The sequence below is a fragment of the Micromonospora sp. DSM 45708 genome (assembly GCF_039566955.1).
Classification (GTDB): Bacteria; Actinomycetota; Actinomycetes; order Mycobacteriales; family Micromonosporaceae; genus Micromonospora.
The window spans coordinates 5,144,394-5,166,944 of sequence record NZ_CP154796.1 but is presented as its reverse complement, the minus strand read 5'-3'; the positions used below and the strand labels follow the sequence as shown (position 1 = coordinate 5,166,944).

Below are 22,551 nucleotides of genomic sequence, written 5' to 3'. Positions count from 1 at the left end.
ACTCGCTCCGGTCACCGCGCGTCATCGTTCTCCGTCGGACGCGCGGCCGGCACACCGCAGACGTCTGAAGGACAGCCACGAAGGGGGCACCCGATGGCCGCCATCTCCCGCGAGGAGGTCGCGCACCTCGCGCGACTGTCGCGGCTCGCCGTCACCGAGGAGGAGCTGGACACGTTCGCCGGCCAGCTCGACGTGATCCTCCAGTCGGTCGCGCAGGTCGGCGAGGTCGCCGCGGCGGACATCCCGCCGACCTCCCACTCGGTGCCGCTGACCAACGTGCTCCGCGAGGACGTGGTGACGCCGAGCCTGACCCCGCAGGAGGTGCTGTCGGGTGCGCCCGACGCCGAGGAGCAGCGGTTCCGCGTCCCGCGGATCCTGGACGAGGATGTGGCCTCATGACCGACCTGACGAAGTTGACCGCGACGGAGATCGCCGGCCTCGTCGCCAACGGTGACGCCTCGGCGGTCGAGGTCGCCCAGGCCCACCTGGACCGGATCGGCGCCGTCGACGACCGGGTGCACGCGTTCCTGCACGTCGACACCGACGGTGCGCTCGCCGCCGCGCGGGCCGTGGACGAGCGCCGCGCCGCCGGCGAGGAGCTGGGTCCGCTGGCCGGCGTGCCGGTCGCGGTCAAGGACGTGCTGACCACCAAGGGCGTGCCGACCACCGTCGGTTCGAAGATCCTGGAGGGCTGGCGTCCGCCGTACGACTCGACGATCGTCGAGCGGCTGCGTGCCGCCGGCACGGTGATGCTCGGCAAGACGAACATGGACGAGTTCGCCATGGGCTCGTCCACGGAGTACTCGGCGTACGGGCCGACCCGGAACCCGTGGGACACCGGGCGCATCCCGGGCGGCTCCGGCGGCGGCAGCGCGGCGGCGCTCGCCGCGTACGAGGCGCCGCTGGCGATCGGCTCGGACACCGGCGGCTCGATCCGCCAGCCCGGCGCGGTCACCGGCACCGTCGGCGCGAAGCCCACCTACGGCGGCACCTCCCGGTACGGCCTGGTGGCGTTCTCCTCGTCGCTGGACACGCCCGGCCCGTGCGCGCGTACGGTGCTCGACGCCGCGCTGCTGCACCAGGTGATCGGCGGTCACGACCCGCGCGACTCGACCTCGATCCCGGCCCCGGTGCCGGACGTGGTCGGCGCGGCGAAGCGCGGCGCCAGCGGTGACCTGACCGGCGTGAAGCTCGGCGTGGTCACCGAGTTCACCGGCGAGGGCGCCGAGCCGGGCGTGGTGGCCGCGTTCCGCGAGTCGGTCGAGGCGCTGGCCAAGCTGGGTGCCGAGATCGTCGAGGTGTCCTGCCCGCACTTCTCGTACGCGCTGCCGGCCTACTACCTGATCGCGCCGAGCGAGTGCTCCTCCAACCTGGCCCGGTTCGACGGCGTCCGGTTCGGCCTGCGGGTCGGCGACGACGGCAACCGGTCGCTGGAGGAGGTCATGTCGCTGACCCGCGAGGCCGGCTTCGGGCCCGAGGTGAAGCGCCGCATCATGCTCGGCACGTACGCGCTCTCCTCGGGCTACTACGACGCCTACTACGGCCAGGCGCAGAAGGTCCGCACGCTGATCACCCGGGACTTCACCGCCGCGTTCGAGCAGGTGGACGCGCTGATCTCGCCGACCACGCCGTTCGTGGCGTTCCCGATCGGCGCGCGCACCTCGGACCCGTACCAGATGTACCTGGCGGACCTGTTCACCATCCCGACGAACCTCTACGGCGGCCCGGCCATCTCGGTCCCGTGCGGGCTGTCCGACGGGCTCCCGGTCGGTCTCCAGGTCATGGCTCCGACCATGGCCGACGACCGGATGTACCGGGTGGCCGCCGCGCTGGAGTCCACGGTCGGCACGTTCACCCCACCGGCACTGTGAGGCAGGAACAGATGACGACGACACTGCCCGCGTACGACGAGGTCGTCGCGCGCTACGAACCGGTGATCGGCCTGGAGACCCACGTCGAGCTGGGCACGAACACCAAGATGTGGTGCGGCTGCCCGACCGACTTCGGTGGCGAGCCGAACACCCGGGTCTGCCCGGTCTGCCTGGGCCTGCCCGGCTCGCTGCCGGTGGCCAACAAGGCGGCCATCGAGGCGACCGTCCGGATCGGCCTGGCGCTGAACTGCTCGATCGCGCAGTGGTGCCGGTTCGCCCGGAAGAACTACTTCTACCCGGACATGCCGAAGAACTTCCAGATCAGCCAGTACGACGAGCCGCTCTGCTTCGACGGCCACCTGGACGTGGAGGTCAACGGCGAGCTGGTGCGCATCGGCATCGAGCGGGTGCACCTGGAGGAGGACACCGGCAAGACGCTGCACGTCGGTGGTGCCACCGGTCGCATCCACGGCGCCACCGAATCGCTCGTCGACTACAACCGGGCCGGCATCCCGCTGGTCGAGATCGTCACCAAGCCGATCCCCGGCACCGGCGCGCTCGCCCCGGAGATCGCCCGCGCCTACGTCGCCGAGCTGCGTGACGTGATCCGCTCGCTGGGCGTCTCGGACGTGCGGATGGAGGAGGGCTCGCTGCGCTGCGACGTCAACACCTCGCTGAACCTGCCGGGCGAGGAGTGGGGCACGCGGACCGAGACCAAGAACGTCAACTCGCTGCGCTCGGTCGAGCGGGCGGTGCGCTCGGAGATGCTGCGTCAGGCGTCGGTGCTGGACGCGGGCGGCCGGATCGTCCAGGAGACGCGGCACTTCCACGAGGACACCGGCGACACCACGTCGGGCCGGTCCAAGGAGACCGCCACCGACTACCGGTACTTCCCGGAGCCGGACCTGGTGCCGCTCGCGCCGGACACCGCCTGGGTGGCCGAGCTGAAGGCCGCCCTGCCGGAGCTGCCGCGGCTGCGCCGTAAGCGGATCCAGCAGGACTGGGGCCTGTCCGACCTGGACATGGAGTCGGTGGTCAACGCCGGCGCGGTCGAGCTGATCGAGGCCACGGTGGCCGCCGGTGCCACGCCGGCCGCCGCCCGCAAGTGGTGGCTGGGTGAGCTGTCCCGGCGGGCCAACGAGACCGGCGTGGAGCTGGCCGACGTGGGCGCGACCCCGGCGCAGGTCGCCGAGTTGCAGGGCCTGGTGGACGCCGGCAAGCTCAACGACAAGCTGGCCCGCGCCGTGCTGGAGGGCGTGGTGGCCGGCGAGGGCTCGCCGACCGAGATCATGACCAACCGCAACCTGGAGGTCGTCTCGGACACCGGCGCGCTCACCGCCGCCGTGGACGAGGCGATCGCCGCCAACCCCGCCATCGCCGACAAGATCCGCAGCGGCAAGGTCGCGGCGGCGGGCGCGCTGGTCGGCGCCGTCATGAAGACCACCCGCGGTCAGGCGGACGCGAAGACCGTCCGCGAGCTGATCCTGGAGCGCCTCGGCGCTGCCTGACACGGAAGGAAGGGCCCCTTCTTAACGCCTGGTGCATAAGAAGGGGCCCTTCTTAACGCCTCACCTCACACAGAGGGCGTCAACGGCGACGCCCGGATGGAGACAGCGTGAACACCGACGTCCTCGACGAGATCCAGCGTCGGGTGCTCTGGCTCGCCACCCGCATCGTCGACGCGGCCAACCACGACCGGGACACCGGCGACGGGGTGAAGGTCGGCGGCCACCAGGCGTCGAGCGCGTCGCTGGTGACCGCGATGACCGCGCTCTGGTTCCAGCACCTGGACGCCGAGGACCGGGTCGCGGTGAAGCCGCATGCCTCCCCGGTGTTCCACGCCATCCAGTACCTGCTCGGCAACCTGGACCGGTCCTACCTGCCGAAGCTGCGCGCCCGGGGCGGCCTCCAGTCGTACCCGTCGCGGACCAAGGACCCGGACGAGGTCGACTTCTCCACCGGCTCGGTCGGCCTGGGCGCCGCCGCGCCGCTGTTCGCCGCCGTGACCCGCCGCTACGTCGACGCGCACTTCGGCGCGCGCCCGCACTCCCGTTTCATCGCGCTGATCGGCGACGCGGAGCTGGACGAGGGCAACATCTGGGAGGCGGTCGCCGACCCGGCCACCACCGGCCTGGGCAACGTGATGTGGCTCGTCGACTTCAACCGCCAGTCGTTGGACCGGGTGGTCCCCGGCATCCGGATCAACCAGTGGCGTGGCCAGTTCGAGGCGGCCGGTTGGCACGTCGTGGAGGTCAAGTACGGCCGCAAGCTCGCCGAGGCGTACGCCCGGCCGGGCGGTGCGGCGCTGCGCGACTGGATCGACCGGATGCCGAACGAGCAGTACCAGTCGCTGTTCGGCTTGGCCGGGCCGGTCCTGCGCAAGCAGTTCCTGGACGGTGCTCCGGACGAGGTGACCGCGTTCGTCGCCGACGTCCCGGACGACGAGCTGGGTCCGCTCGTCACCGATCTGGGCGGGCACGACGCGCAGGCGCTGCTCGACGCGTACGCCCAGTGCGACGCGGTCACCGACCGGCCCAGCGTGGTGTTCGCGTACACCGTGAAGGGTTGGGGGCTGCCGATCGCCGGCAACCCGCGCAACCACTCGGCGCTGCTCAGCCCGGAGCAGGTGGCCGCGCTGCGGACGGCGCAGGGCCTGACCGCGGAGACCGAGTGGGACCGCTTCGACCCGGCGTCCCCGGCCGGCATCCGGGCCGGCGAGCGCCGGGAGGCGCTGTCCCGCGCGCCGCGCGAGCGGGCGCTCGGCGTCACCGTGCCGGAGTCGACCCGGGTACGCGCGAACAAGCCGATCTCCACCCAGGAGGTCTTCGGCCGGGTGCTCGTCGACCTGGCCCGTGACCCGCAGGTGGCGCCCTACCTGGTGACCACCGCGCCGGACGTGGCCACCTCGACGAACCTGGCCGGGTTCATCAACAAGACGAGCGTGTTCGCCCCCACCGAGCAGCGTTCGTGGACCGAGGACCGGATGCTGCGCTGGACGGAGAGCCCCGCCGGGCAGCACATCGAGCTGGGCATCTCCGAGATGAACCTGTTCCTGCTGCTGGGCCAGCTCGGCCTGTCGTGGGACCTGTCCGGTCAGCCACTGCTGCCGGTGGGCACCGTCTACGACCCGTTCGTGCTGCGCGGGCTCGACGCGTTCCTCTACGGCACCTACTCGGGTTCCCGGTTCGTGGTGGCCGGCACCCCGTCCGGCATCACCCTGGCGCCCGAGGGCGGCGCGCACCAGTCCACCATCACCGCCTCGGTCGGCCTGGAGCTGCCCGGGGTGACGTTCCTGGAGCCCGCGTACGCCGGCAGCCTGGACTGGCTGCTCTGCGACGCGCTCGGGCAGATCGCGGGCGGCGGCGCGCCGGCGGCGACCGCCGCGCCGGCCGAGGACGGGGCGTACTACTTCCGGCTCAGCACCCGACCGATCGACCAGGCGCCGTTCGAGGCGGCCCGGGCCCGGCTCGGCGACGCGGTGCTGCGCCGGCAGGTGGTGGCCGGGGCGTACCGGCTCGTCGACGCGCACCAGGCGTACCCGGAGCTTGTCGACGCCCCGGTCGTGCAGCTCGCCGCCTCCGGCGCGGTGCTGCCCGAGGTCCTGGCCGCCGCCGCGGAGCTGGCGGAGGAGGGCGTCGCCGCGCACGTGGTGGACGTGACCAGCCTGGACCGGCTCTACCGCGCGTGGCAGCGGACGCTGCGTCAGGGCGTGCGGACCGCCACCGTGCCGAGCGTGCCCGGCGCGCTGCGGTCGGCGTTCGCCGACCGGGTGCCGGTGGTCACCGTGCAGGACGCGGCCTCACACGCGATGGCCTGGCTCGGCTCGGCGGTCGGCGCTCCGGCGGTGCCGCTCGGGGTGGACGAGTTCGGTCAGTCCGGCAGCGTCCGGGAGCTGTACGAGCTGCACGACCTGCTGCCCGGCAGCATCGTCAACGCGGCGCTGGCGGCGCTCGCGTTGCGCTGACCCGGCCGGACGGCTGCGCGGCGCCGGCGAGACGCACCGTCGTGCGGCGTGAGCGGAACGCGCCGTCGCGGTGCGAGCGGTCGCGCCGAGGCGGAGTGTGAGCGGTCGCGCCGTCGCGGAGTGTGAGCGGCACGCCTCGTCGCGCAGCGTGATGGCCGGGCGGAGCGAAAGTGGCGCCGTTCGCGGCCTTTGCTTTGCAGCCATCTCCGCAGCACGGCCCCGACCTGCGTAAAGGTCGGGGCCGTCGCGCGGTGCCGGTCGCCGGCGCGGTGACAATCGGTGCCTGCTGCGTCGATGGTTGCAGAGCAAAGGGGGCGCAGGCCGACACCCCGTCCCCACGCCGCCGACACGGAAAGTAACGAGGCGGTGCCGTCAGCTGGGGGTCGGTGCCGGTGTCGCGCTCGGCGACCCCGATTCCGGCGCGCCACGGGTCGGTGTCGGGGTGACCGGCACCTCGTCGCCCTTGGCCGGGTCCCGGATGACGTGCCGCTCCAGGTTGACCTGCGACTGCCCGGTGCCGCCCACGGTGATCTCGTCGTACGCCTGGAGCAGCTTCTGCTGGTCGAAGTAGAGCACCGTCATGGTCAGCGGCGTGGGCTTCTCGCCCTCCAGCCCGCGCAGCCCGGCCCCACCGGTCGAGCCCTCCACCATCAGCGTCGTCGGCTGCTCGCCCGGCACCTGCGGCAGCTTCGACACCTGGCGGGCATGGGTGTGCCCGGAGAGCACCAGCGGGCAGGTGCCGGAGAGCGGCCCGGCCGACGCCGGGTCGTGCACCAGCGCCACGTCCACCTTCCGCGGCGACTTCTCCACCGTGGCGGCGAGCTGCTCGCCGGCGCCGATCACCTGGTTGGCCACCGCCGACGTGAGTCCGCTGCCGGCCGGCGAGGTCTCCTTGTCCGGCGTGAACCGCGGATCGCCGATGCCGGCGATGGTCAGCCCGGCCACGGTCGTGGTCGAGTTGTTCAGCACGACGGCGTTCGGTTGCTGGGCCACCGCCGCGGCGGTCCGCGGCGAGTCGTGGTTGCCGCGGATGTAGACGTAGGGCTTCTTGAGCAGGCCGATCGAGCCGACGTAGGACGCCTCCGGCTCGCTGCCCCAGTCGGTGAGGTCCCCGGTGTCGATCACGACGTCGATGCCGAACTGCTCGACCACCGTGCGGATCAGCTGCCAGCCGGTGGGGTTGAGGTGCATGTCCGAGACGTGCAGCACCCGGGTGGTGCCCGGGGACGGCTGCACCACCGGCAACGCCGAGACCGTGGTGTAGAGCTTGCTGACGTTGCCGACCAGCCGCTGGAGCTGCTCCGCGTACTTGGTGTAGTCGTTGGCGATCCGCCGGGCGTCACCAACGATCGCGGGCGCGTTGACCAGCAGGCCCTCGTACCGGGGCTCCTCGATCGCCTGCGGCCGTACGGTGGCCGCGCCCAGGCCGAGGCTGCCGGCGGTGATGACCAGCGCCAGCCCGCCGGCCCAGGCGGTCCGCCGCACGTCGCGGAAGACCAACCCGGCCAGGAGCAGGGTGGCCAGCACCGCCGAGGCGAGCGTCTTCAGGCCCAGCCGCATCACGCCGTCGCGGACGTCCTGCACCGCCGACTGGCTGGCCCGGCTGATGCTCGCCGGGTCGTCGATCAGCGCCTCGGTGCGCCGCTGGTCCAGGGAACCCACCTCGACGGTCAGGTACGCCGGCCCGTCGTGGCTGTCCAGCAGCAGCGCGCCCAACGGCGGGATGTCGACAGTGGTGCCGCCGCTCAACGACGGGCTGAGCTTCAGCTCCGCCCGGAACGGGCCGATGTCGGTGCCGACGTGGCCGCCGGCGAACGTGCCGACCACGATGCCGCCGAGCGTGACCGCGAGCAGCGCCAGCACCACGCCCACCCGGCGCAGCCGGTGACCCGGCCGCCAGGCCGCGAAGCGGCGGGCACGCCCGGTCACCGGGGACGTCCCGTCCCCGGTGCGCTGCTCCTCGTTCTCCTGGCCGTCCATGCTGAGATTCTGACCTGCCCAGTGTGTGATCTTGGCAAACCCGCCGGAAGCAGCTCAGCTCCGGCCGGCGCCGCCGTCCGCGAAGACCAGTCGCAGGATCCGGTCGTCCTCGGCGGCCGGCCGGCCCCGGCCGTCCCGGTTCGAGGTGCTCACCCAGATCGAGCCGTCCGGCGCCACGGCCGCGGCGCGCAGCCGACCATACCGGCCGGTGAGCAGCTCGCGGGGCTGGCCCAGGACGGTCCCGTCGCCGGCCAGCTCGACCAGCCACAGCCGCTGCCCGCGCAGGCAGGCGGCGACCAGCAGCCGCTCCACGGCGGCCAGCCCGGAGCAGGACGCGTCACCGGTGCGCCACTGCACGACCGGGTCCACGTAGCGCTTGTCGTCGCCACGCCCCTCGACCTGCGGCCAGCCGTAGTTGCCGCCCTGGTTGATCTGGTTGATCTCGTCCCAGGTGTTCTGGCCGAACTCCACCGCGTACATCCGCTTGTCCGGCATCCAGGCGAAGCCCTGCACGTTGCGGTGCCCGGAGGACCACACCGGCGAACCGGCGGTCGGGTTGCCCGGGGCCGGCTTGCCGTCCGGGGTGATCCGGAGGATCTTGCCACCGAGGCTCTTCGGGTCCTGCGCGTTGGCGGTGCGCCCGGCGTCCCCGGTGCTCGCGTAGAGGAAACCGTCCGGGCCGAAACCCAACCCGCCGCCGTCGTGGTTGCCGGCCTTCGGGATGCCGGTGAGGATCGGCGTCGGCGTCTGACCCAGCCGCAGCTTCGCGACCCGGTTGTCGGCCTCGGCCGTGTAGTAGACGAAGATCATCCGGTCCTGCGCGTACGTCGGGGAGACGGCGATGCCGAGCAGGCCGCCCTCACCGCCGGCCACCACGCCGGGCACCGTCTGCACCGGCCGGACGGCCAGCCCGTCCGGCCCCGACTCCGGGCCGACCTGGATGATCCGCCCGCTGTCGCGCTCGGTGACCAGCGCCGCGCCGTCGGGCAGGAACGCGATCGCCCACGGCACCGCCAGCCCCTTCGCCAGCACCGTGGCCACCACCTGCTGGCCGGCCCCGCCGGGACCGGCCGTGCTCGACGGCGTCGGCAGGTTGGGCGGCTCGCCGGCCGGGTCCGGCTCGGGCTCGCCGAGCGCGCAGCCGGCGGTGCCCAGCAGCAGCGCCGCGCAGGACGCCGCCAGCACCGTCCGGAGACGGCGGGCGCGGAGGAACGGGAGTCGCGGGCTCACCCGGCCCAGCCTAGCCGGACGCGGCGGCGAACCGGGCCGGTCGAGCGCTGCCGGTGACCGCCGCGTCCGGGCGACGTCGTGGGGCCCGGCCGCTCAGCCGGCGCGCAGGGCGAGCACGGCGACGTCGTCCTCGCGGCGGTCCGCGGCGGCCAGCAGCCGGTCGCAGAGCACGGCCAGCGGCACGTCGGGACCGTCGGCGGCGAGCCGGTCGAGCAGCTCCGCCTGCCCCTCGTCGATCGGCTGGTCCCGGCGCTCGATCAGACCGTCGGTGTGCAGCAGCAGCGTGTCGCCCGGAGCGAGGGTCAACGCCCGCCCGGTGCGCCGGGGCGGGCGGGCCAGGCCGAGCAGCGGACCCCGTCCCACCGCCACCGACACCGTGCCGTCGGCGCGGATCAGCAGCGGCGGCGGGTGCCCGGCGTTGCACCAGCAGACCCGGAGCCCACCGTCGCCGGGGCGGACCCGGGCCAGCACGGCGGTGGCGACCGTCGGCACCCGTAACCCACCGATGGCCCGGTCGAGGTTGGCCACCAGCTCCTCCACCGGGTCGTCCCGCCCGTACGCGTTGCCCCGGACCAGGTTCCGCAACTGGCCCATGGTGGCGGCGGCCTCGATGTCGTGACCGGCGACGTCCCCGATCGCGGCGATCAGCTCGCCGTCGGGCTGGACGAACGCGTCGTACCAGTCACCGCCGACCTCGACCCGGTCCGCCGCCGGCAGGTAGCCGGCGGCCAGTTCCATCCCGGACACGGTCGGCAGGACCGGCAGCATGCTGTGCTGGAGCACCTCGGCCACGTGCCGCTGCTCGCCGTACAGCCGGCTGTTGCCGACCGCCTGGCCGGCCCGTACCCCGATGTCCTGCGCGGTCCGCAGGTCGCTCGCGTCGAACCCGCGCCGGCCGGGGCGGTTGACGAGCGTGACGGCGCCGATCACCCGGTCCCCGACGGCGGTGATGGGCACCGTCACGTGCGAGCCGATGCCGAGCCGCTCGGCCAGCGGCACCAGCTCCGGACGGGTGGTGCCGCGCGCCACGTCCGCGATGCCGGCGCTGCCGCGCATCACCGGCCGGCCGGAGCGCAGCACCGAACGGATCAGCGACTCCGGGCCGAGCCCGGTGGTCAGCAGCGTGGCGAAGCGGGCCAGGTCGCCGCGGCGTTCCTCGTCCCGGTGCACACCGGAGACGTTGCGCGGCCGGCCCGCCGGGTCGACCAGCGTGATCAGGCACCAGTCGGCCAGCAACGGCACCATGGCGTGCGCCAGGCGGTCGACCGCGGTGGCCACGTCGAGCGTGCCGCCCAGCATCTCGCTCATCCCGGCCAGCATCGCCAGCCGGTCGTGGGCCTCCTCCGCGCGGCGGCGGGCCTGCTCGGCGCTGCGGACCGCGATCCGCAGCCGCAACTCCGACGAGCAGGCGGCGGCCAGGTCGGCGAGCGTACGCAACTGCTCCCTGGTCCAGGCCCGGGGCTTGCTGTCGATGGCGCAGAGCGAGCCGAGCACCCGCCCCTCCAGGTCGGTCAGCGGCATGCCCGCGTACGCCACCACGCCGAGGTCCTCGATGGCGAGGTTCAGCCGCACCCGCGGGTAGAGCCGGGCGTCGGGCAGCACCATCGGCACCTCGATGTCGACGACGTGCTGGCAGAACGAGTGGCTGAGCGGGGTCTCCCGGCGGGCCGCCCAGGGCTGCGGCAGCCCGGCCGCGCCGGGGAAGAACTGGCGGTCCGCGTCGACCAGGGAGACCAGCGCGACCGGCACGTCGAGCAGGTCGCCGACCAGCCGCGCGAACCGGTCGAACGCTTCGTCCGGCACCGCGTCGAGGCGCGTCTCGTCGAGGGACCGCAGCCGGTCGGGATCGGTCAGCGCCGGAATCGGCACCGCCTTCCGCTCCGGGTCGTCCTCGCTCATCGCCCCCCTGTCCTGCGCGTCGCGACGCCGGCCGGCGTCCCGCCCTCGATTAAACCCTGTCGCACGTGTGTCCGACCTTCGGCGGGGCGTTCGTCACGACCGCCGCGGCGCCGACCTGCGGCTACGGATATCGTCGGCGGTCGTGAAGGTATGGATTCCGCACCCCGACGGTCGCCGTCTGCTCGGCGAACTGCCGCCCGACGTCACGGTGGAGGTGCTGACGGATCCGGACCGGCTCCCGTCGTCCCCGGCCGGGGTGCGGTTCTGGGTGCCGCCGTTCCTGGCCGGCCCGGACGCCGGCGCGCTCCTGGCCGACCTGCCGGACGTCGAGGTGGTGCAGCTCCTCTCCGCCGGCGCGGACGCGTGGGCGGGCCGGATGCCGGACGGCGTGACGCTCTGCGACGCCCGCGGCGTGCACGACTCGGCCACCGCGGAGTGGGTGGTCGGCGCGATCCTGTCCGCGCTGCGCGGGTTCGCGCCGCTGGCCCGCGCCCAGGCCCGCCGGGAATGGGCGTACGGCGAGGTCGCCCCGAGCGACGAGCTGGCCGGCAAGCGGGTGCTGATCGTCGGCGCCGGCTCGATCGGCGCGGCGGTCCGTGCCCGGCTCGCCCCGTTCGAGGTGAGCTTCACGCTCGTCGCCCGTACGGCCCGCCCCGGCGAGGACGTGCACGGGGTGGCCGACCTGCCCGACCTGCTGCCCGGCGCGGACGTGGTCGTGCTGCTGGTGCCGCTGACCGAGCAGACCCGCGGTCTGGTCGACGAGCGGTTCCTCGCCGCGATGCCGGACGGCGCGTTGCTGGTGAACGCCGCGCGTGGGCCGGTGGCCCGCACGCCGGCGCTGCTCGCCGAACTGGCGTCGGGACGGCTGCGGGCCGCGCTGGACGTCACCGACCCGGAGCCGCTGCCCGCCGACCATCCGCTGTGGGAGCTGCCGAACGTGCTGCTCACCCCGCACGTCGCCGGGTCGGTGCGCGGTCTGCTGCCGCGCGCGTACCGGCTGGTGGGGGCGCAGTTGCGCCGCTTCGTGGCGGGGGAGGAGCTGACGAACCGGGTGGTGGACGGCTACTGACCGGCGTCGTCGTCGGGCCGTTGCGGGCCGGTGCCGTCCCCCGGGAGGCGCTGCCCGGTGGCGGCGATCAGCCGGGGCAGGTCGGTGGCGCGCACCGCGGGCAGCACGAGCACCTGACCGTCGTCGAGCCGGACGACCGCCCGGCCACGGGCGTCGCCGGTCAGCTCGGCGACCCGGTCCCAGGACACCCGTCGTTGCCCGACGAGCGCCCGCAGCCGTAGCTCCCGGGCGTCGGCGTCGGTGCCGGACCGCCACGCCCACAGCCCGATCCCGAGTGGCACCAGCAGCACCCAGAGCAGCCACCACCGGGCGGTGGCCAGCGGCAGCGCGCCGATGAAGGCGACGATCGCGGCCACCAGGATGGCCTGGTTGGGACGGAATCGGACGGTGTCGGCGCTGCTCACGCTCCGATGATCGCATCCAACCAGCTCACACCCCCGCCCCGCCCCACCTTGCCCCGCCGGTGGCCCGTGCCGGTGATCATGGAGTTGGCGGCACTCGCCGTCCTTTTTGTCGCCGCCAACCTCATGATCGCCGGGTTGGGTGGGGATCGTTAGGCAAGGTGTGACGCGCATCACTATGGATGTTCCGTCACCGGCCGCTTCCGGGATCGTTCTTAGGCGTGGCCGCAGCGGTCCCCGCCGATGCGACCGCGCCTGCCCGACCCCGCACGCCGCACCGCAACCGCACCGCCCCGTGCCCCCTCACGAAGGCGACCGCCGTGCCCGTCATCCTCTCCGCCGGACCCCGCCGGTGGCCACCCCTGCCCGACCTCGCCGTGTCGCTCGTCGGCACGTCCTTCCTGCTGGCGGGCGTCGCCGGCTTCGTGCCCGGTCCCGCCGCGGCGGCGCTCGCCGTCGCCGGCGCCTCCGCCCTCGCCTGCGTCCGGCTCGCCTGGCTGGCGGGTGTGCCGCCCACGCCGGCGCATCACGCCGTCTCGGCCCGAAGCCCGCTGCCCTCGGCCCGGACGCGCCGCGGCGTGGCGGGCACCGGTCATCCAACGCCGCGCGTCGGGCCGGCGTCCGGCGATCCGGCGTCGCCGCCGCACGCCGTTGCGGGCTCCGGCCATCCCGCGTCCGCGCCGCGTGCAATTCCGCGCTCCGCCGACCCGGCCACGGCCTGGCTGCTCCGTGGAGCGTCGGGCGTCGACCCGTTGGCCCCGGTACACCAGGCCGTGGCGGGCACCGGCGATCCGGCGTCGCCGCCGCACGGCGTGGCGGGCACCGGCCATCCGGCGTCGGCGCCGCGCGCCGTTGCGGGCCGGACGAAGACCTGTCTCGGCGTACCGGGGGCGGGCGGCTCCGGGCCGGCGGAGCGGGCCGCCGCGGGCCGGGCCGAGGCGACCGGCCGGGCGGGCCCACCCGTCCCGGGCACCACGACCGGGCGGCAGGCCCGCCGGGTGGCGCTGTCCCGGCGGGTCGCCGCGATTCTCGACGCGGCCGTCCTGGTCGCCGGGCTCACCGTCGCGGTGCTGCCGCTGAGCGACCCGGCGCACCGGCTGCCGGTCGCGCTGGTCGGGCTCGCTCTCACCGCGCCGCTGCACGCCGCCGCGTTGCTCCGCCTGCCGGGCCGGTCCCGGCTCCCCGGCCGGGAGCGTCTGCGCCGCACCGTGGACGTGCTCGCGCTCGGTGTCAGCCTGGCTTTCGCCGGCTGGATGCTGCTGCCCGCCGGCCCGGTGCCGCCGGCCGCGTGGGTCGCCACGGTGGGTGGGGCGGTGGCGCTGGCCGTGCTCGCCATGGCGGCGGTCTCCGAACGGCGGCGTCGGCCGGGCGCCGCGCGTTGCCACGCCGGCGCCGGTCTCACGCTGGGCGGGCTGGCGTTGCTCGTGGCGCTGCTCGCGTACGACGCCCCGGACCGCGCCCTGTCGGCCGTCGCGCCGCCGGTGCTGGCCGGCGCGCTGCTCATCGCCGCCGGCGCCCGGCGTACCTCGGCGGGGGAGCGACCGCACCACGGGGCCGCGCCGGCCGCGTGGCCCCGGCTCACCGCGCCGGCCGGCATCGCCGCGCTGGCCGCCGGCGTGCACCTGGGCACGGCGGGGGAGTTCACCCCGGCGGCGATGGCCCTGGGGCTGTCGGTCATTCCGCCGATCATGGTGGGCGAGCTGCTCGCCGCCGCCGACCAGCGCCGCCGGGTGGAGCGGCTCGCGGCCAGCGAGGCGTGGCTGCGGCGGCTGATCGGCGCGGACGACGACGGCGGTGAGCCGGCGCCGTTGACCCGCGCCGACCTGGTGCGGGCGCTGCCCCTGCGCAGCGGCGGCGCGCTGCTCCTGGTGGACGTGCACGGCGACGAGGTGGTGCCGCCGGACGCGCCGGTGCTGGTCGAGGTCGGGCACCGGCTGCGCGTCGGTTGCGGTCCGCACGACCTGGTCGCCCGCGTCGGCGACACCGGGTTCGCCGTGCTCACCGACCTCGGACCGGTGCCCGCGTACGCGCTGGGCACGCGGCTGCTGACGGCGCTCGCCGAGCCGTATCCCCGGCCGGCGGGCGTCACCCGGGTCCGGGTCAGCGTCGGGCTGGCCGAGACGACCGGTGGCGACCCGGAGGACGTGCTGCGCCAGGCCGACCTGGCCCGGCGGCGGGCGGCGCAGCTCGGCCGGGACCGGATCGAGTGGTACGACGCCTACCTGGAGGAGCAACTGGTCCGCCGGCTCGACCTGGAGCGGGAGCTGCCCGGCGCGGTGGCCCGGGGGGAGCTGGACCTGGTCTACCAGCCGGTGGTGGCGCTGGCCGACCGGATGCCGGTCGGCACCGAGGCGCTGCTGCGCTGGCGCAGCCCGACGCTGGGCACGGTGCTGCCGGCGGAACTGCTGCCGGTGGCGGCCGATCTCGACCTGCTCGGTGAGGTCGGGCGGTGGGTGGTGGACCGGGCCTGTCGGCAGCTCGCCGCCTGGTCGGAGGGGGGCCGCGAGCTGTGGATGGCGGTCAACGTCACGCCGCGGGAGCTGGGCGCGCCGGATTTCGTGGCGCGGACCGCGACCGCGTTGGCGGCGTACGACGTGCCGCCGGAACGGTTGGTGGTGGAGGTGGCCGAGCCGGCGGTGGGGGCGGAGCTGTCCACCGTGACGGCGCGGCTGGCCGGCCTGCGGTCGCTCGGGGTGCGCACCGCGCTTGACGACTTCCGCGCCGAGCACGCCTCGCTGGCCCAGCTCCGCCGGTTGCCGATCGACCTGCTCAAGGTCGGCCCGCATCTGGTGACGCCGGGTGGGGACGGGCAGCGTCCACTGATCGACGTGGTGGCGAACCTCGGCGACCGGCTCGGCGTGGAGGTGGTGGTGGAGGGGCTGGAGTCGGACGGTCAGGTGGCCGGCGCCCGACGGGCCGGCTGCCGGTACGGCCAGGGCTTCGCGTTGGCCCGGCCGGCGACCGCGGAGCGGGTCGAGGCGTGGTTCGAGGAGTTCCCCTCGGCGTCCCGGTGAGTTGGTGACTTAACCGGTTCAGCGAGCACGGGGCGGGGCGGTGCTGCCGCGCGGGGTCAGGTGGGCGGTCTCGTCCTGCAACTCGGTCACCGGCTCCCCGGCGATCACGGCGAGGAGCTGTCGGGCGGCGTGCGACCCGTACGCCGGGATGTCCCGGCCCAGCGCGGTCAGCGGCGGGTGCACGAGCTGGCAGAGCGGCGAGTCGTCCCAGGCGACGATGGAGAGGTCGCCGGGGACGGCCAGCCCCATCTCCTGCGCCACGGACAGCCCGGCGATCGCCATCACGTCGTTGTCGTAGATCACCGCGGTCGGGCGGTTGGCGGAGCTGAGCAGCCGGCGGGTGGCCCGCGCGCCCTCCTCGCCGGTGTAGTCGGACCAGACCGTGCTCGCCTCGTCCAGCCCGAGCCGCCGGCACACGTCGGTGAACGCGTCGGTGCGGATCTCGGTGTGCAGCAGCGAGGGGAGCCCGCCGACGCGGGCGATCCGCCGGTGCCCGAGCGCGACCAGGTATTCGACGGTCTCGACCAGGGCCGCCGCGTCGTCGGACCAGACGCTGGCCAGGCTGCCGGTGTGCCCGGGACCGCCGATGATCACGGCGGGCAGTTGCAGCTCCTCCAGCGCGGGCACCCGCCGGTCGTCGGTGCGCAGGTCGCAGACGAAGACGCCGTCGACCCGGCGCTCGGCCCACCACCGGCGGTAGACCGCGATCTCCGCCTCCTGGTCGGTGACCACCTGGAGCGTGAGCGCGTACGAGCGGGCGGAGAGTTCCGCCTCGACGCCGCTGATCAGCTCCATGAAGAACGGTTCGATGCCCAGTATCCGGGCGGGCCGGCACAGCGCCAGCCCGACCGCCTTGGCGGTGGCGCCGGAGAGCGCCCGCGCGGCGCTGCTCGGGCTGAACCCGATCTCGGCGGCGATGGCCAGGATGCGCTGGCGGGTCGCCTCGGAGACGCCGGGCTGCCCGTTCAGCGCGTACGACACCGCGCCCTTGGAGACCCCGGCGCGCCGGGCGACGTCGGCGATGGTCGGCCGCTTCACCGAAGCGTTCCTCCACTTGTCCGGCCCTCGCGGGCGCTTCCCGACCGCCGGGTGGCGGCGGGGAGTGACGCTACTGCACCGGGCCGGTCGTCCGGTCGGCGCGGCGGCCCGTCGGCGACTGAACCACACAGTTGGTCACTTGTGCGGTTCAGCGTACGGGCATCCGGCTCGCTGTCCACCATCCCGGCGCTCCCGAAACTGCTCCGGAAAGCGCTCCACCACGCATGGTCGCGCTCCCAACCGGTCCCGAAGGTTACGGGACGGCCTCGCTGTTAACCGGCCGTTGACAGTGCAAAGAGCGAACCGTACGGTGGCCTCACTTATCCGGTTCAGTCAACGTCTCTCGATCTCGGGAGCGTTCCCATTCGGCGCGGAGGATGACATGAAACGGTCCTGGACGCACTGGGCGCGCACGGCCGCCGTCGGTGCCGTCAGCCTGGTCATGGTCGCCGCCTGTAGCGGCAAGAGCACCACCGGCGGCGCGGACGCGGCCGACGGTCAGGTCACTTTGAAGATCAACTTCTGGGGCGACTTCGGCCTCCAGGACCTCAAGGCCAAGTACGAGGCCGACCACCCGAACGTCAAGATCCAGCTCAACTCGGGCGAGTACAACGCCCAGCACGAGGATCTCCAGAAGAAGCTCGTCGCCGGCAACGGCGCGCCGGACATCGCGGCGATCGACGAGGGCTTCATGGTCCAGTTCCGCAGCCAGTCCGACAAGTTCGTCAACCTGCTGGACAAGGGCGCCGGATCGTACGAGAGCAAGTACCTGCCCTGGAAGTGGAAGCAGTCGCTGTCCGCCGACGGCAAGACGCAGATCGGGCTCGGCACCGACGTCGGTGGCCTCGCCATGTGCTACCGCACCGACCTGTTCAAGGCCGCCGGCCTGCCCACCGACCGCGACCAGGTCTCCGCGCTGTGGCCCACCTGGGACAAGTTCCTCGAGGTCGGCCAGCAGTACACCGGCAAGACCAAGAAGAAGTTCATCGACGCCGGCACGAACCTGTTCAACCCGATCCTCGGGCAGCAGCAGGTCGGCTTCTACAACGACCAGGAGCAGCTCCAGATGGAGCAGGGCCCGAAGGTCGCGTTCGACTACACGGTCAAGGCCGTCCAGTCCGGGCTCTCCGCCAACCTGGTCAGCTTCCAGGCCGACTGGGACAAGGGCTTCACCAGCGGCGCGTTCGCGGTGCTCGCCTGCCCGGCGTGGATGCTCGGCCACATCAAGGACACCGCGCCCGGCACCCAGGGCAAGTGGGACATCGCCGCGGTCCCCGGCGGCGGCGGCAACTGGGGTGGCTCGTTCCTGACCATCCCCAAGCAGGGCAAGCACGTCGACGAGGCGTACAAGCTGCTGGAGTGGCTGGTCGCGCCGGAGCAGCAGATCGAGATCTTCAAGAAGGTCGGCAACCTGCCGTCGCAGCCGGCGCTCTACGCCGACCCGGCCATCGCCGACTTCAAGAACCCGTTCTTCAACGACGCCCCGGTCGGCCAGATCTTCCCGAAGATGGCGCAGGGCCTCACCCCGCAGTACCTGGGCAAGAAGAACGGCCCGACCCGGGTCGCGGTGGAGAACGTCATCCGCCGGGTGGAGAACAAGTCGCTGAAGCCCGACGCCGCCTGGACCGAGGCGGTCAAGGAGGCCGACAAGGCCGCCAAGTCCTGACACACACAGGTGCCGGAGCGGAATCGACCCCGCTCCGGCACCGCCGTACCCCGTCCACCCTCCCCGGCTCAGGAGTGATCCGATGTCCAGCACCCGTGCCGCGCCCGCGCCGCCGCGCCGCCGACCCGCGCCGGAGCGCGGCCGTCGCGGGGCCGACGACCGGCGGCTGACCTGGCGCAACCGGCTGTACCGCTTCGACATGCGCTACATGCCGTACCTGATGATCGCACCGTTCTTCCTGCTCTTCGTCGTGTTCGGGCTGTTCCCGCTGCTGTTCAACGCGGTGGTCTCGCTGCGCAACTACCGGCTGGACGATCCGACGCTGCCCTACTGGGCCGGCGTCGAGAACTTCAGCCGCCTCCTCGCCGACGAGGACTTCTGGAACGCGCTCTACAACACCTTCGGCATCTTCCTGCTCTCCACCGTGCCGCAACTGCTGCTCGCGCTGCTGGTCGCCTCGCTGCTCAACCGGCAACTGCGGGCGCAGACCTGGTGGCGGGTCGGCGTGCTGCTGCCGTACGTGACGCCGATCGTGGCGTCGACCATGGTGTTCAGCGTCTTCTTCTCCCGCGACTTCGGCATGGCGAACTGGGTGCTCGGCCTGCTCGGCATCGGCGGCGGCGACGACCCGATCGACTGGCGCGCCGACAAGCTGCACGCCTGGATCGCCATCGCCACCATGGTCAACTGGAAGTGGATCGGCTACAACGCCCTGCTCTACCTGGCCGCCATGCAGTCCATCCCGCGTGACGTCTACGAGGCCGCCGCGATCGACGGCGCCGGCCAGTGGAAGCAGCTCTGGCGCATCACCGTGCCGATGATCCAGCCGGTGGTCGTGTTCACCGTGATCCTCTCCACCATCGGCGGGCTCCAGCTCTTCACCGAGCCGATGCTGTTCGACCCGAACGCCCAGGCCGCCACCGGCGGACCGAACGGCGAGTGGCAGACCATCGCCCAACTCATCTACAAGGTCGGCTGGAAGGACCTCAACCTCGGCTACGCCGCGGCCATGTCCTGGGCGCTCTTCCTGATCATCCTGGTCGTCGCCGGGATCAACTACCTGCTGACGAACCGACTCTCCGGAGGGCGTAGATGACGGCCCTTGCCTCCCCGCCGACCCCGCGCAAGCGCCGGCCCATGGCCCGCGCCCCGCAGGAGACACCGGCCGGGCTCTGGACCTACCTGCTGCTCGCGGTCAGCATGCTGTTCGCCGCGTTCCCGCTCTACTGGATGTTCGTCATCGCCACCAGCAACGACGAGGCGCTGGCGAAGCTGCCACCGGCGATCGTGCCGGGCGACAAGTTCCTGACCAACGTCGACGAGGTCTTCTCGCTCCAGGACGTCTACTTCGCCGCCTCGCTCGTCAACAGCGTCATCGTCTCGACCGTGGTGACCGCCTCGGTGCTGTTCTTCTGCTCGCTGGCCGGGTTCGCGTTCGCCAAGCTGCGCTTCAAGGGCAGCGGCGCGCTGATGCTCTTCGTGGTGCTCACCCTGACCGTGCCGAACCAGCTCGGCATCGTCGCGCTCTACATCGTGATGGGCAAGCTGGGCTGGAACGGCACGCTGCTCGCGGTCATCGCGCCCGGTCTGGTCACCGCGTTCGGCGTGTTCTACATGCGACAGTTCATCGTGAACACCGTCCCGGACGAGCTTGTCGAGTCGGCCCGGGTCGACGGCGCCACCACCATGCGGGTGTACGCCACGATCGTGCTCCCCGCGATCCGCCCGGCCCTCGCGGTGCTCGGCCTGCTCACGTTCGTGGCCACCTGGAACGACTTCCAGTGGCCGCTGATCACGTTGAGCGGCACCGACTACCCGACCTCGATGGTCGCGGTCTCCGACCTGGCCAGCGGCAACTACGTGATCTACCGGCGGGTGCTGGCCGGCGCGTTCATCGCCACCATCCCCCTGCTGCTCATGCTGTTCATCGGTGGACGCCAGATCGTCCGCGGAATCATGGAAGGCGCGGTGAAGTCGTGAGCCGTCCCACGCTGCTGCACGAGGGTTGGACGCTGCGGGCCGAGTCCGGGCCGCAGGTGCCGCCGGAGATCGCCGGGACCGAGGTGCCGGCCACGGTGCCCGGTTGCGTGCACACCGACCTGCTCGCGGCCGGTCTCATCCCCGACCCGTACCTCGACGACAACGAGAACCGGCTGCTCTGGATCGGGCGCACCGACTGGGTCTACCAGACCACGTTCCCGTGGCAGCCGGGTGAGGACGACCGGGTCGACCTGGTCTGCGCCGGCCTGGACACGGTGGCCACCGTGACGCTGAACGGCACCCAGATCGGGCGCACCGAGAACCAGCACCGTTCCTACCGGTTCGACGTCCGGTCGCTGCTGCGTCCCGGCGACAACACCCTGGCCGTACGCTTCGACTCGCCGTACCGCTACGCGGAGGCGCACCGGGACCGGCTCGGCGACCGGCCCAACGCGTACCCGGAGCCGTTCCAGTTCATCCGCAAGACCGCCTGCAACTTCGGCTGGGACTGGGGACCGACAGTGGTCACCGCCGGCATCTGGCAGGAGATCGCCCTGCACGCCTGGTCCACCGCCCGGCTCGCGTCGGTAAGGCCGCTGGTCACCGTGGACGACGGCGTCGGCCGGGTGGAGCTGCACGTCGACCTGGAGCGGGCCGGCGACGAGCCGCTGACCGTACGCGCCGACGTCGCCGGCGTCACCGCCGAGGTCACCGTGCCGGCGGGGGAGCACGCCGCCGTGCTGGCGCTCACCGTTCCCGACCCGGCGCTCTGGTGGCCGGTCGGGTACGGCGACCAGCCGCTGCACGAGCTCCACGTCACGCTGCACGCCGCCGACGGCCGGGACCTCGACGCCGCGTCCCGCCGGATCGGTTTCCGCACGGTCCGCCTGGACACCACGCCGGACGCCCACGGCACCCCGTTCACGCTGCACGTCAACGACCTGCCGATCTTCGTCAAGGGCGTCAACTGGATTCCCGACGACGCTTTCCCCAATCGGGTCACCCGGGCACGCCTGGCCGAACGGTTCGACCAGGCGGTCGGGGCGAACGTCAACCTGCTGCGCATCTGGGGCGGCGGCCGGTACGAGTCGGACGACTTCTACGAGCTGGCCGACGAGCTGGGGCTCCTGGTGCAGCAGGACTTCCTGTTCGCCTGCGCGGCGTACCCGGAGGAGGAGCCGTTCCGCACCGAGGTCGAGGCCGAGGCGCGGGAACAGGTGACCCGGCTCGCCGGCCACCCGTCGCTGGTGCTCTGGACCGGCAACAACGAGAACATCTGGGGCTGGCACGACTGGGACTGGCAGGAGCCGCTCGCCGGCCGCACCTGGGGGCGCGGCTACTACCTGGAGCTGCTGCCCTCGGTCGTCGGCGAGCTGGACCCGACCGTCCCGTACTGGCCGGGCAGCCCCTGGTCCGGCACCGAGGACAGGCACCCCAACGACCCGGCGCACGGCACCATGCACATCTGGGACGTCTGGAACGACGACGACTACACCAAATATCGCGAGTACGTGCCGCGCTTCGTCGCCGAGTTCGGCTACCAGGCCCCACCCGCGTACGCGACGCTGCGCCGGTCCATCTCCGACGAGCCGCTCGCGCACGACTCGCCGGGCATGACCCACCACCAGAAGGCGACCGACGGGGACCGGAAACTCCAACGCGGGCTGGACGCGCACCTGCCGCCCCCCGCCGACTTCGACGACTGGCACTACTACACCCAGCTCAACCAGGCCCGCGCCATCCAGCTCGGCGTCGAGCACTTCCGGTCCCACCGGCCGGTCTGCACGGGCACCATCGTCTGGCAGCTCAACGACTGCTGGCCGGTCACCTCCTGGGCCGCCGTCGACGGCGACGGCCGGCGCAAACCCCTGTGGTACGCGCTACGCCGCGCCTACGCGGACCGGCTGCTCACCGTGCAGCCGCGCGACGGCGGGCTGGCGGTGGTCGCGGTCAACGAGACCGCGCAGCCGTGGACCGGGCCGGTCACGGTCACCCGGCTCACCCTCGCCGGGGAGCCGAGGGCGAAGACCTCGGTCGACCTCGACGTCCCGGCGTACTCCTCGGTGGTGCTGGCGCTGCCGGCGGAGCTGGCACGGCCGGACGAGGCCCGCCGCGAGCTGCTCGTCGCGGACGCCGGTGACACCGCGGAGCGGGCGCTGTGGTTCTTCGCCGAGGACCGCGACATCCAGTGGCCGACGGCGGAGTGGGACGCGACCGTCGAGCCGGCGGACGGCGGCCAGCGGGTCCGGGTGACCGCCCGGACCCTGCTGCGCGACCTGACGCTCTTTCCCGACCGGCTGGACCCGTCCGCGCAGGTCGACACCGCGCTGGTCACGCTGCTGCCGGGGGAGAGCGCGGGGTTCACGGTGCGCGCCGCCGCCCCGCTCGACCGGGCGGCGCTGACGCGCCGCCCGGTGCTGCGCTGCGTCAACGGCTGAA

15 protein-coding genes are annotated in these 22,551 nt (G+C 73.3%); 10 read left to right on the top strand and 5 right to left on the bottom strand.

Translation table 11 applies throughout. From position 1 onward, the window contains the following. Positions 1-93 precede the first annotated feature (93 nt). The 4 genes from gatC to VKK44_RS21985 all read left to right on the top strand — a co-directional run bounded on the left by gatC (position 94) and on the right by VKK44_RS21985 (position 5,835). Positions 94-399, top strand: coding sequence for an Asp-tRNA(Asn)/Glu-tRNA(Gln) amidotransferase subunit GatC (gene gatC / locus VKK44_RS22000; RefSeq protein ID WP_091580658.1), 306 nt, complete (start codon positions 94-96; stop codon positions 397-399). Continuing rightward, complete coding sequence (gene gatA / locus VKK44_RS21995) at positions 396-1,871, top strand: Asp-tRNA(Asn)/Glu-tRNA(Gln) amidotransferase subunit GatA (RefSeq protein WP_343443116.1); 1,476 nt, start codon at positions 396-398, stop codon at positions 1,869-1,871. The genes gatC and gatA overlap by 4 nt, the downstream gene beginning before the upstream one ends. An 11-nt stretch (positions 1,872-1,882) precedes the next feature. Next, a complete protein-coding gene (gene gatB, locus VKK44_RS21990; protein ID WP_343443115.1) occupies positions 1,883-3,379 on the top strand; it encodes an Asp-tRNA(Asn)/Glu-tRNA(Gln) amidotransferase subunit GatB in 1,497 nt (498 codons plus the stop codon). Positions 3,380-3,486: 107 nt separating this feature from the next. Continuing rightward, positions 3,487-5,835: a transketolase-like TK C-terminal-containing protein gene (locus VKK44_RS21985; RefSeq protein WP_343443114.1), complete on the top strand. Its 2,349-nt coding sequence runs from the start codon at positions 3,487-3,489 to the stop codon at positions 5,833-5,835. A gap of 372 nt (positions 5,836-6,207) precedes the next feature. Here VKK44_RS21985 and VKK44_RS21980 read toward each other — a convergent pair whose 3' ends face one another. From VKK44_RS21980 to VKK44_RS21970, 3 genes are all read right to left on the bottom strand, one after another. Beyond that, positions 6,208-7,815, bottom strand: coding sequence for a metallophosphoesterase family protein (locus VKK44_RS21980; RefSeq protein WP_343443113.1), 1,608 nt, complete (start codon positions 7,813-7,815; stop codon positions 6,208-6,210). Between the two features lie 54 nt (positions 7,816-7,869). Beyond that, a complete protein-coding gene (locus tag VKK44_RS21975) occupies positions 7,870-9,045 on the bottom strand; it encodes a PQQ-dependent sugar dehydrogenase (RefSeq protein ID WP_343443112.1) in 1,176 nt (391 codons plus the stop codon). 93 nt (positions 9,046-9,138) lie between these two features. Further along, positions 9,139-10,944, bottom strand: coding sequence for a SpoIIE family protein phosphatase (locus VKK44_RS21970; protein ID WP_343443111.1), 1,806 nt, complete (start codon positions 10,942-10,944; stop codon positions 9,139-9,141). Positions 10,945-11,086: 142 nt separating this feature from the next. Here VKK44_RS21970 and VKK44_RS21965 point away from each other — a divergent pair, with 142 nt between their 5' ends. Continuing rightward, entirely contained in the window at positions 11,087-12,013 is a 927-nt protein-coding gene (locus tag VKK44_RS21965) for a 2-hydroxyacid dehydrogenase (RefSeq protein WP_343443110.1), read from the top strand. Here VKK44_RS21965 and VKK44_RS21960 read toward each other — a convergent pair. Beyond that, positions 12,007-12,417: a PH domain-containing protein gene (locus VKK44_RS21960; RefSeq protein ID WP_343443109.1), complete on the bottom strand. Its 411-nt coding sequence runs from the start codon at positions 12,415-12,417 to the stop codon at positions 12,007-12,009. The genes VKK44_RS21965 and VKK44_RS21960 overlap by 7 nt on opposite strands. Before the next feature lie 317 nt (positions 12,418-12,734). Between VKK44_RS21960 and VKK44_RS21955 the strand changes: the two genes are divergently transcribed. Further along, positions 12,735-15,428 carry a putative bifunctional diguanylate cyclase/phosphodiesterase gene (locus VKK44_RS21955; protein ID WP_343443108.1) on the top strand — a complete coding sequence of 898 codons (2,694 nt, stop codon included), beginning with the start codon at positions 12,735-12,737 and terminating at the stop codon, positions 15,426-15,428. A gap of 18 nt (positions 15,429-15,446) precedes the next feature. Here VKK44_RS21955 and VKK44_RS21950 read toward each other — a convergent pair whose 3' ends face one another. After that, entirely contained in the window at positions 15,447-16,466 is a 1,020-nt protein-coding gene (locus tag VKK44_RS21950) for a LacI family DNA-binding transcriptional regulator (RefSeq protein WP_343443107.1), read from the bottom strand. Between the two features lie 382 nt (positions 16,467-16,848). Here VKK44_RS21950 and VKK44_RS21945 point away from each other — a divergent pair, with 382 nt between their 5' ends. The 4 genes from VKK44_RS21945 (at position 16,849) to VKK44_RS21930 (ending at position 22,550) form a co-directional block, all read left to right on the top strand. Further along, positions 16,849-18,132 (top strand): ABC transporter substrate-binding protein, encoded by a 1,284-nt coding sequence (locus VKK44_RS21945; protein ID WP_343443106.1) that lies wholly within the window; start codon positions 16,849-16,851, stop codon positions 18,130-18,132. Between the two features lie 82 nt (positions 18,133-18,214). Next, entirely contained in the window at positions 18,215-19,228 is a 1,014-nt protein-coding gene (locus VKK44_RS21940; protein WP_343443105.1) for a carbohydrate ABC transporter permease, read from the top strand. A gap of 41 nt (positions 19,229-19,269) precedes the next feature. Next, complete coding sequence (locus tag VKK44_RS21935) at positions 19,270-20,112, top strand: carbohydrate ABC transporter permease (RefSeq protein ID WP_343447852.1); 843 nt, start codon at positions 19,270-19,272, stop codon at positions 20,110-20,112. After that, complete coding sequence (locus VKK44_RS21930) at positions 20,109-22,550, top strand: glycoside hydrolase family 2 protein (protein ID WP_343443104.1); 2,442 nt, start codon at positions 20,109-20,111, stop codon at positions 22,548-22,550. Before VKK44_RS21935 ends, VKK44_RS21930 begins: the two co-directional genes overlap by 4 nt. The last annotated feature ends 1 nt before the right edge of the window (position 22,551 follow it).

What these genes read in the sequence shown, in the direction of transcription:
- gatC (WP_091580658.1), top strand. Translation starts at nt 94, where the DNA reads ATGGCCGCCATCTCCCGCGAGGAGGTCGCGCACCTCGCGCGACTGTCG.
- gatA (WP_343443116.1), top strand. Translation starts at nt 396, where the DNA reads ATGACCGACCTGACGAAGTTGACCGCGACGGAGATCGCCGGCCTCGTC.
- gatB (WP_343443115.1), top strand. Translation starts at nt 1,883, where the DNA reads ATGACGACGACACTGCCCGCGTACGACGAGGTCGTCGCGCGCTACGAA.
- VKK44_RS21980 (WP_343443113.1), bottom strand. Translation starts at nt 7,815, where the DNA reads ATGGACGGCCAGGAGAACGAGGAGCAGCGCACCGGGGACGGGACGTCC.
- VKK44_RS21970 (WP_343443111.1), bottom strand. Translation starts at nt 10,944, where the DNA reads ATGAGCGAGGACGACCCGGAGCGGAAGGCGGTGCCGATTCCGGCGCTG.
- VKK44_RS21945 (WP_343443106.1), top strand. Translation starts at nt 16,849, where the DNA reads ATGAAACGGTCCTGGACGCACTGGGCGCGCACGGCCGCCGTCGGTGCC.
- VKK44_RS21940 (WP_343443105.1), top strand. Translation starts at nt 18,215, where the DNA reads ATGTCCAGCACCCGTGCCGCGCCCGCGCCGCCGCGCCGCCGACCCGCG.
- VKK44_RS21935 (WP_343447852.1), top strand. Translation starts at nt 19,270, where the DNA reads ATGGCCCGCGCCCCGCAGGAGACACCGGCCGGGCTCTGGACCTACCTG.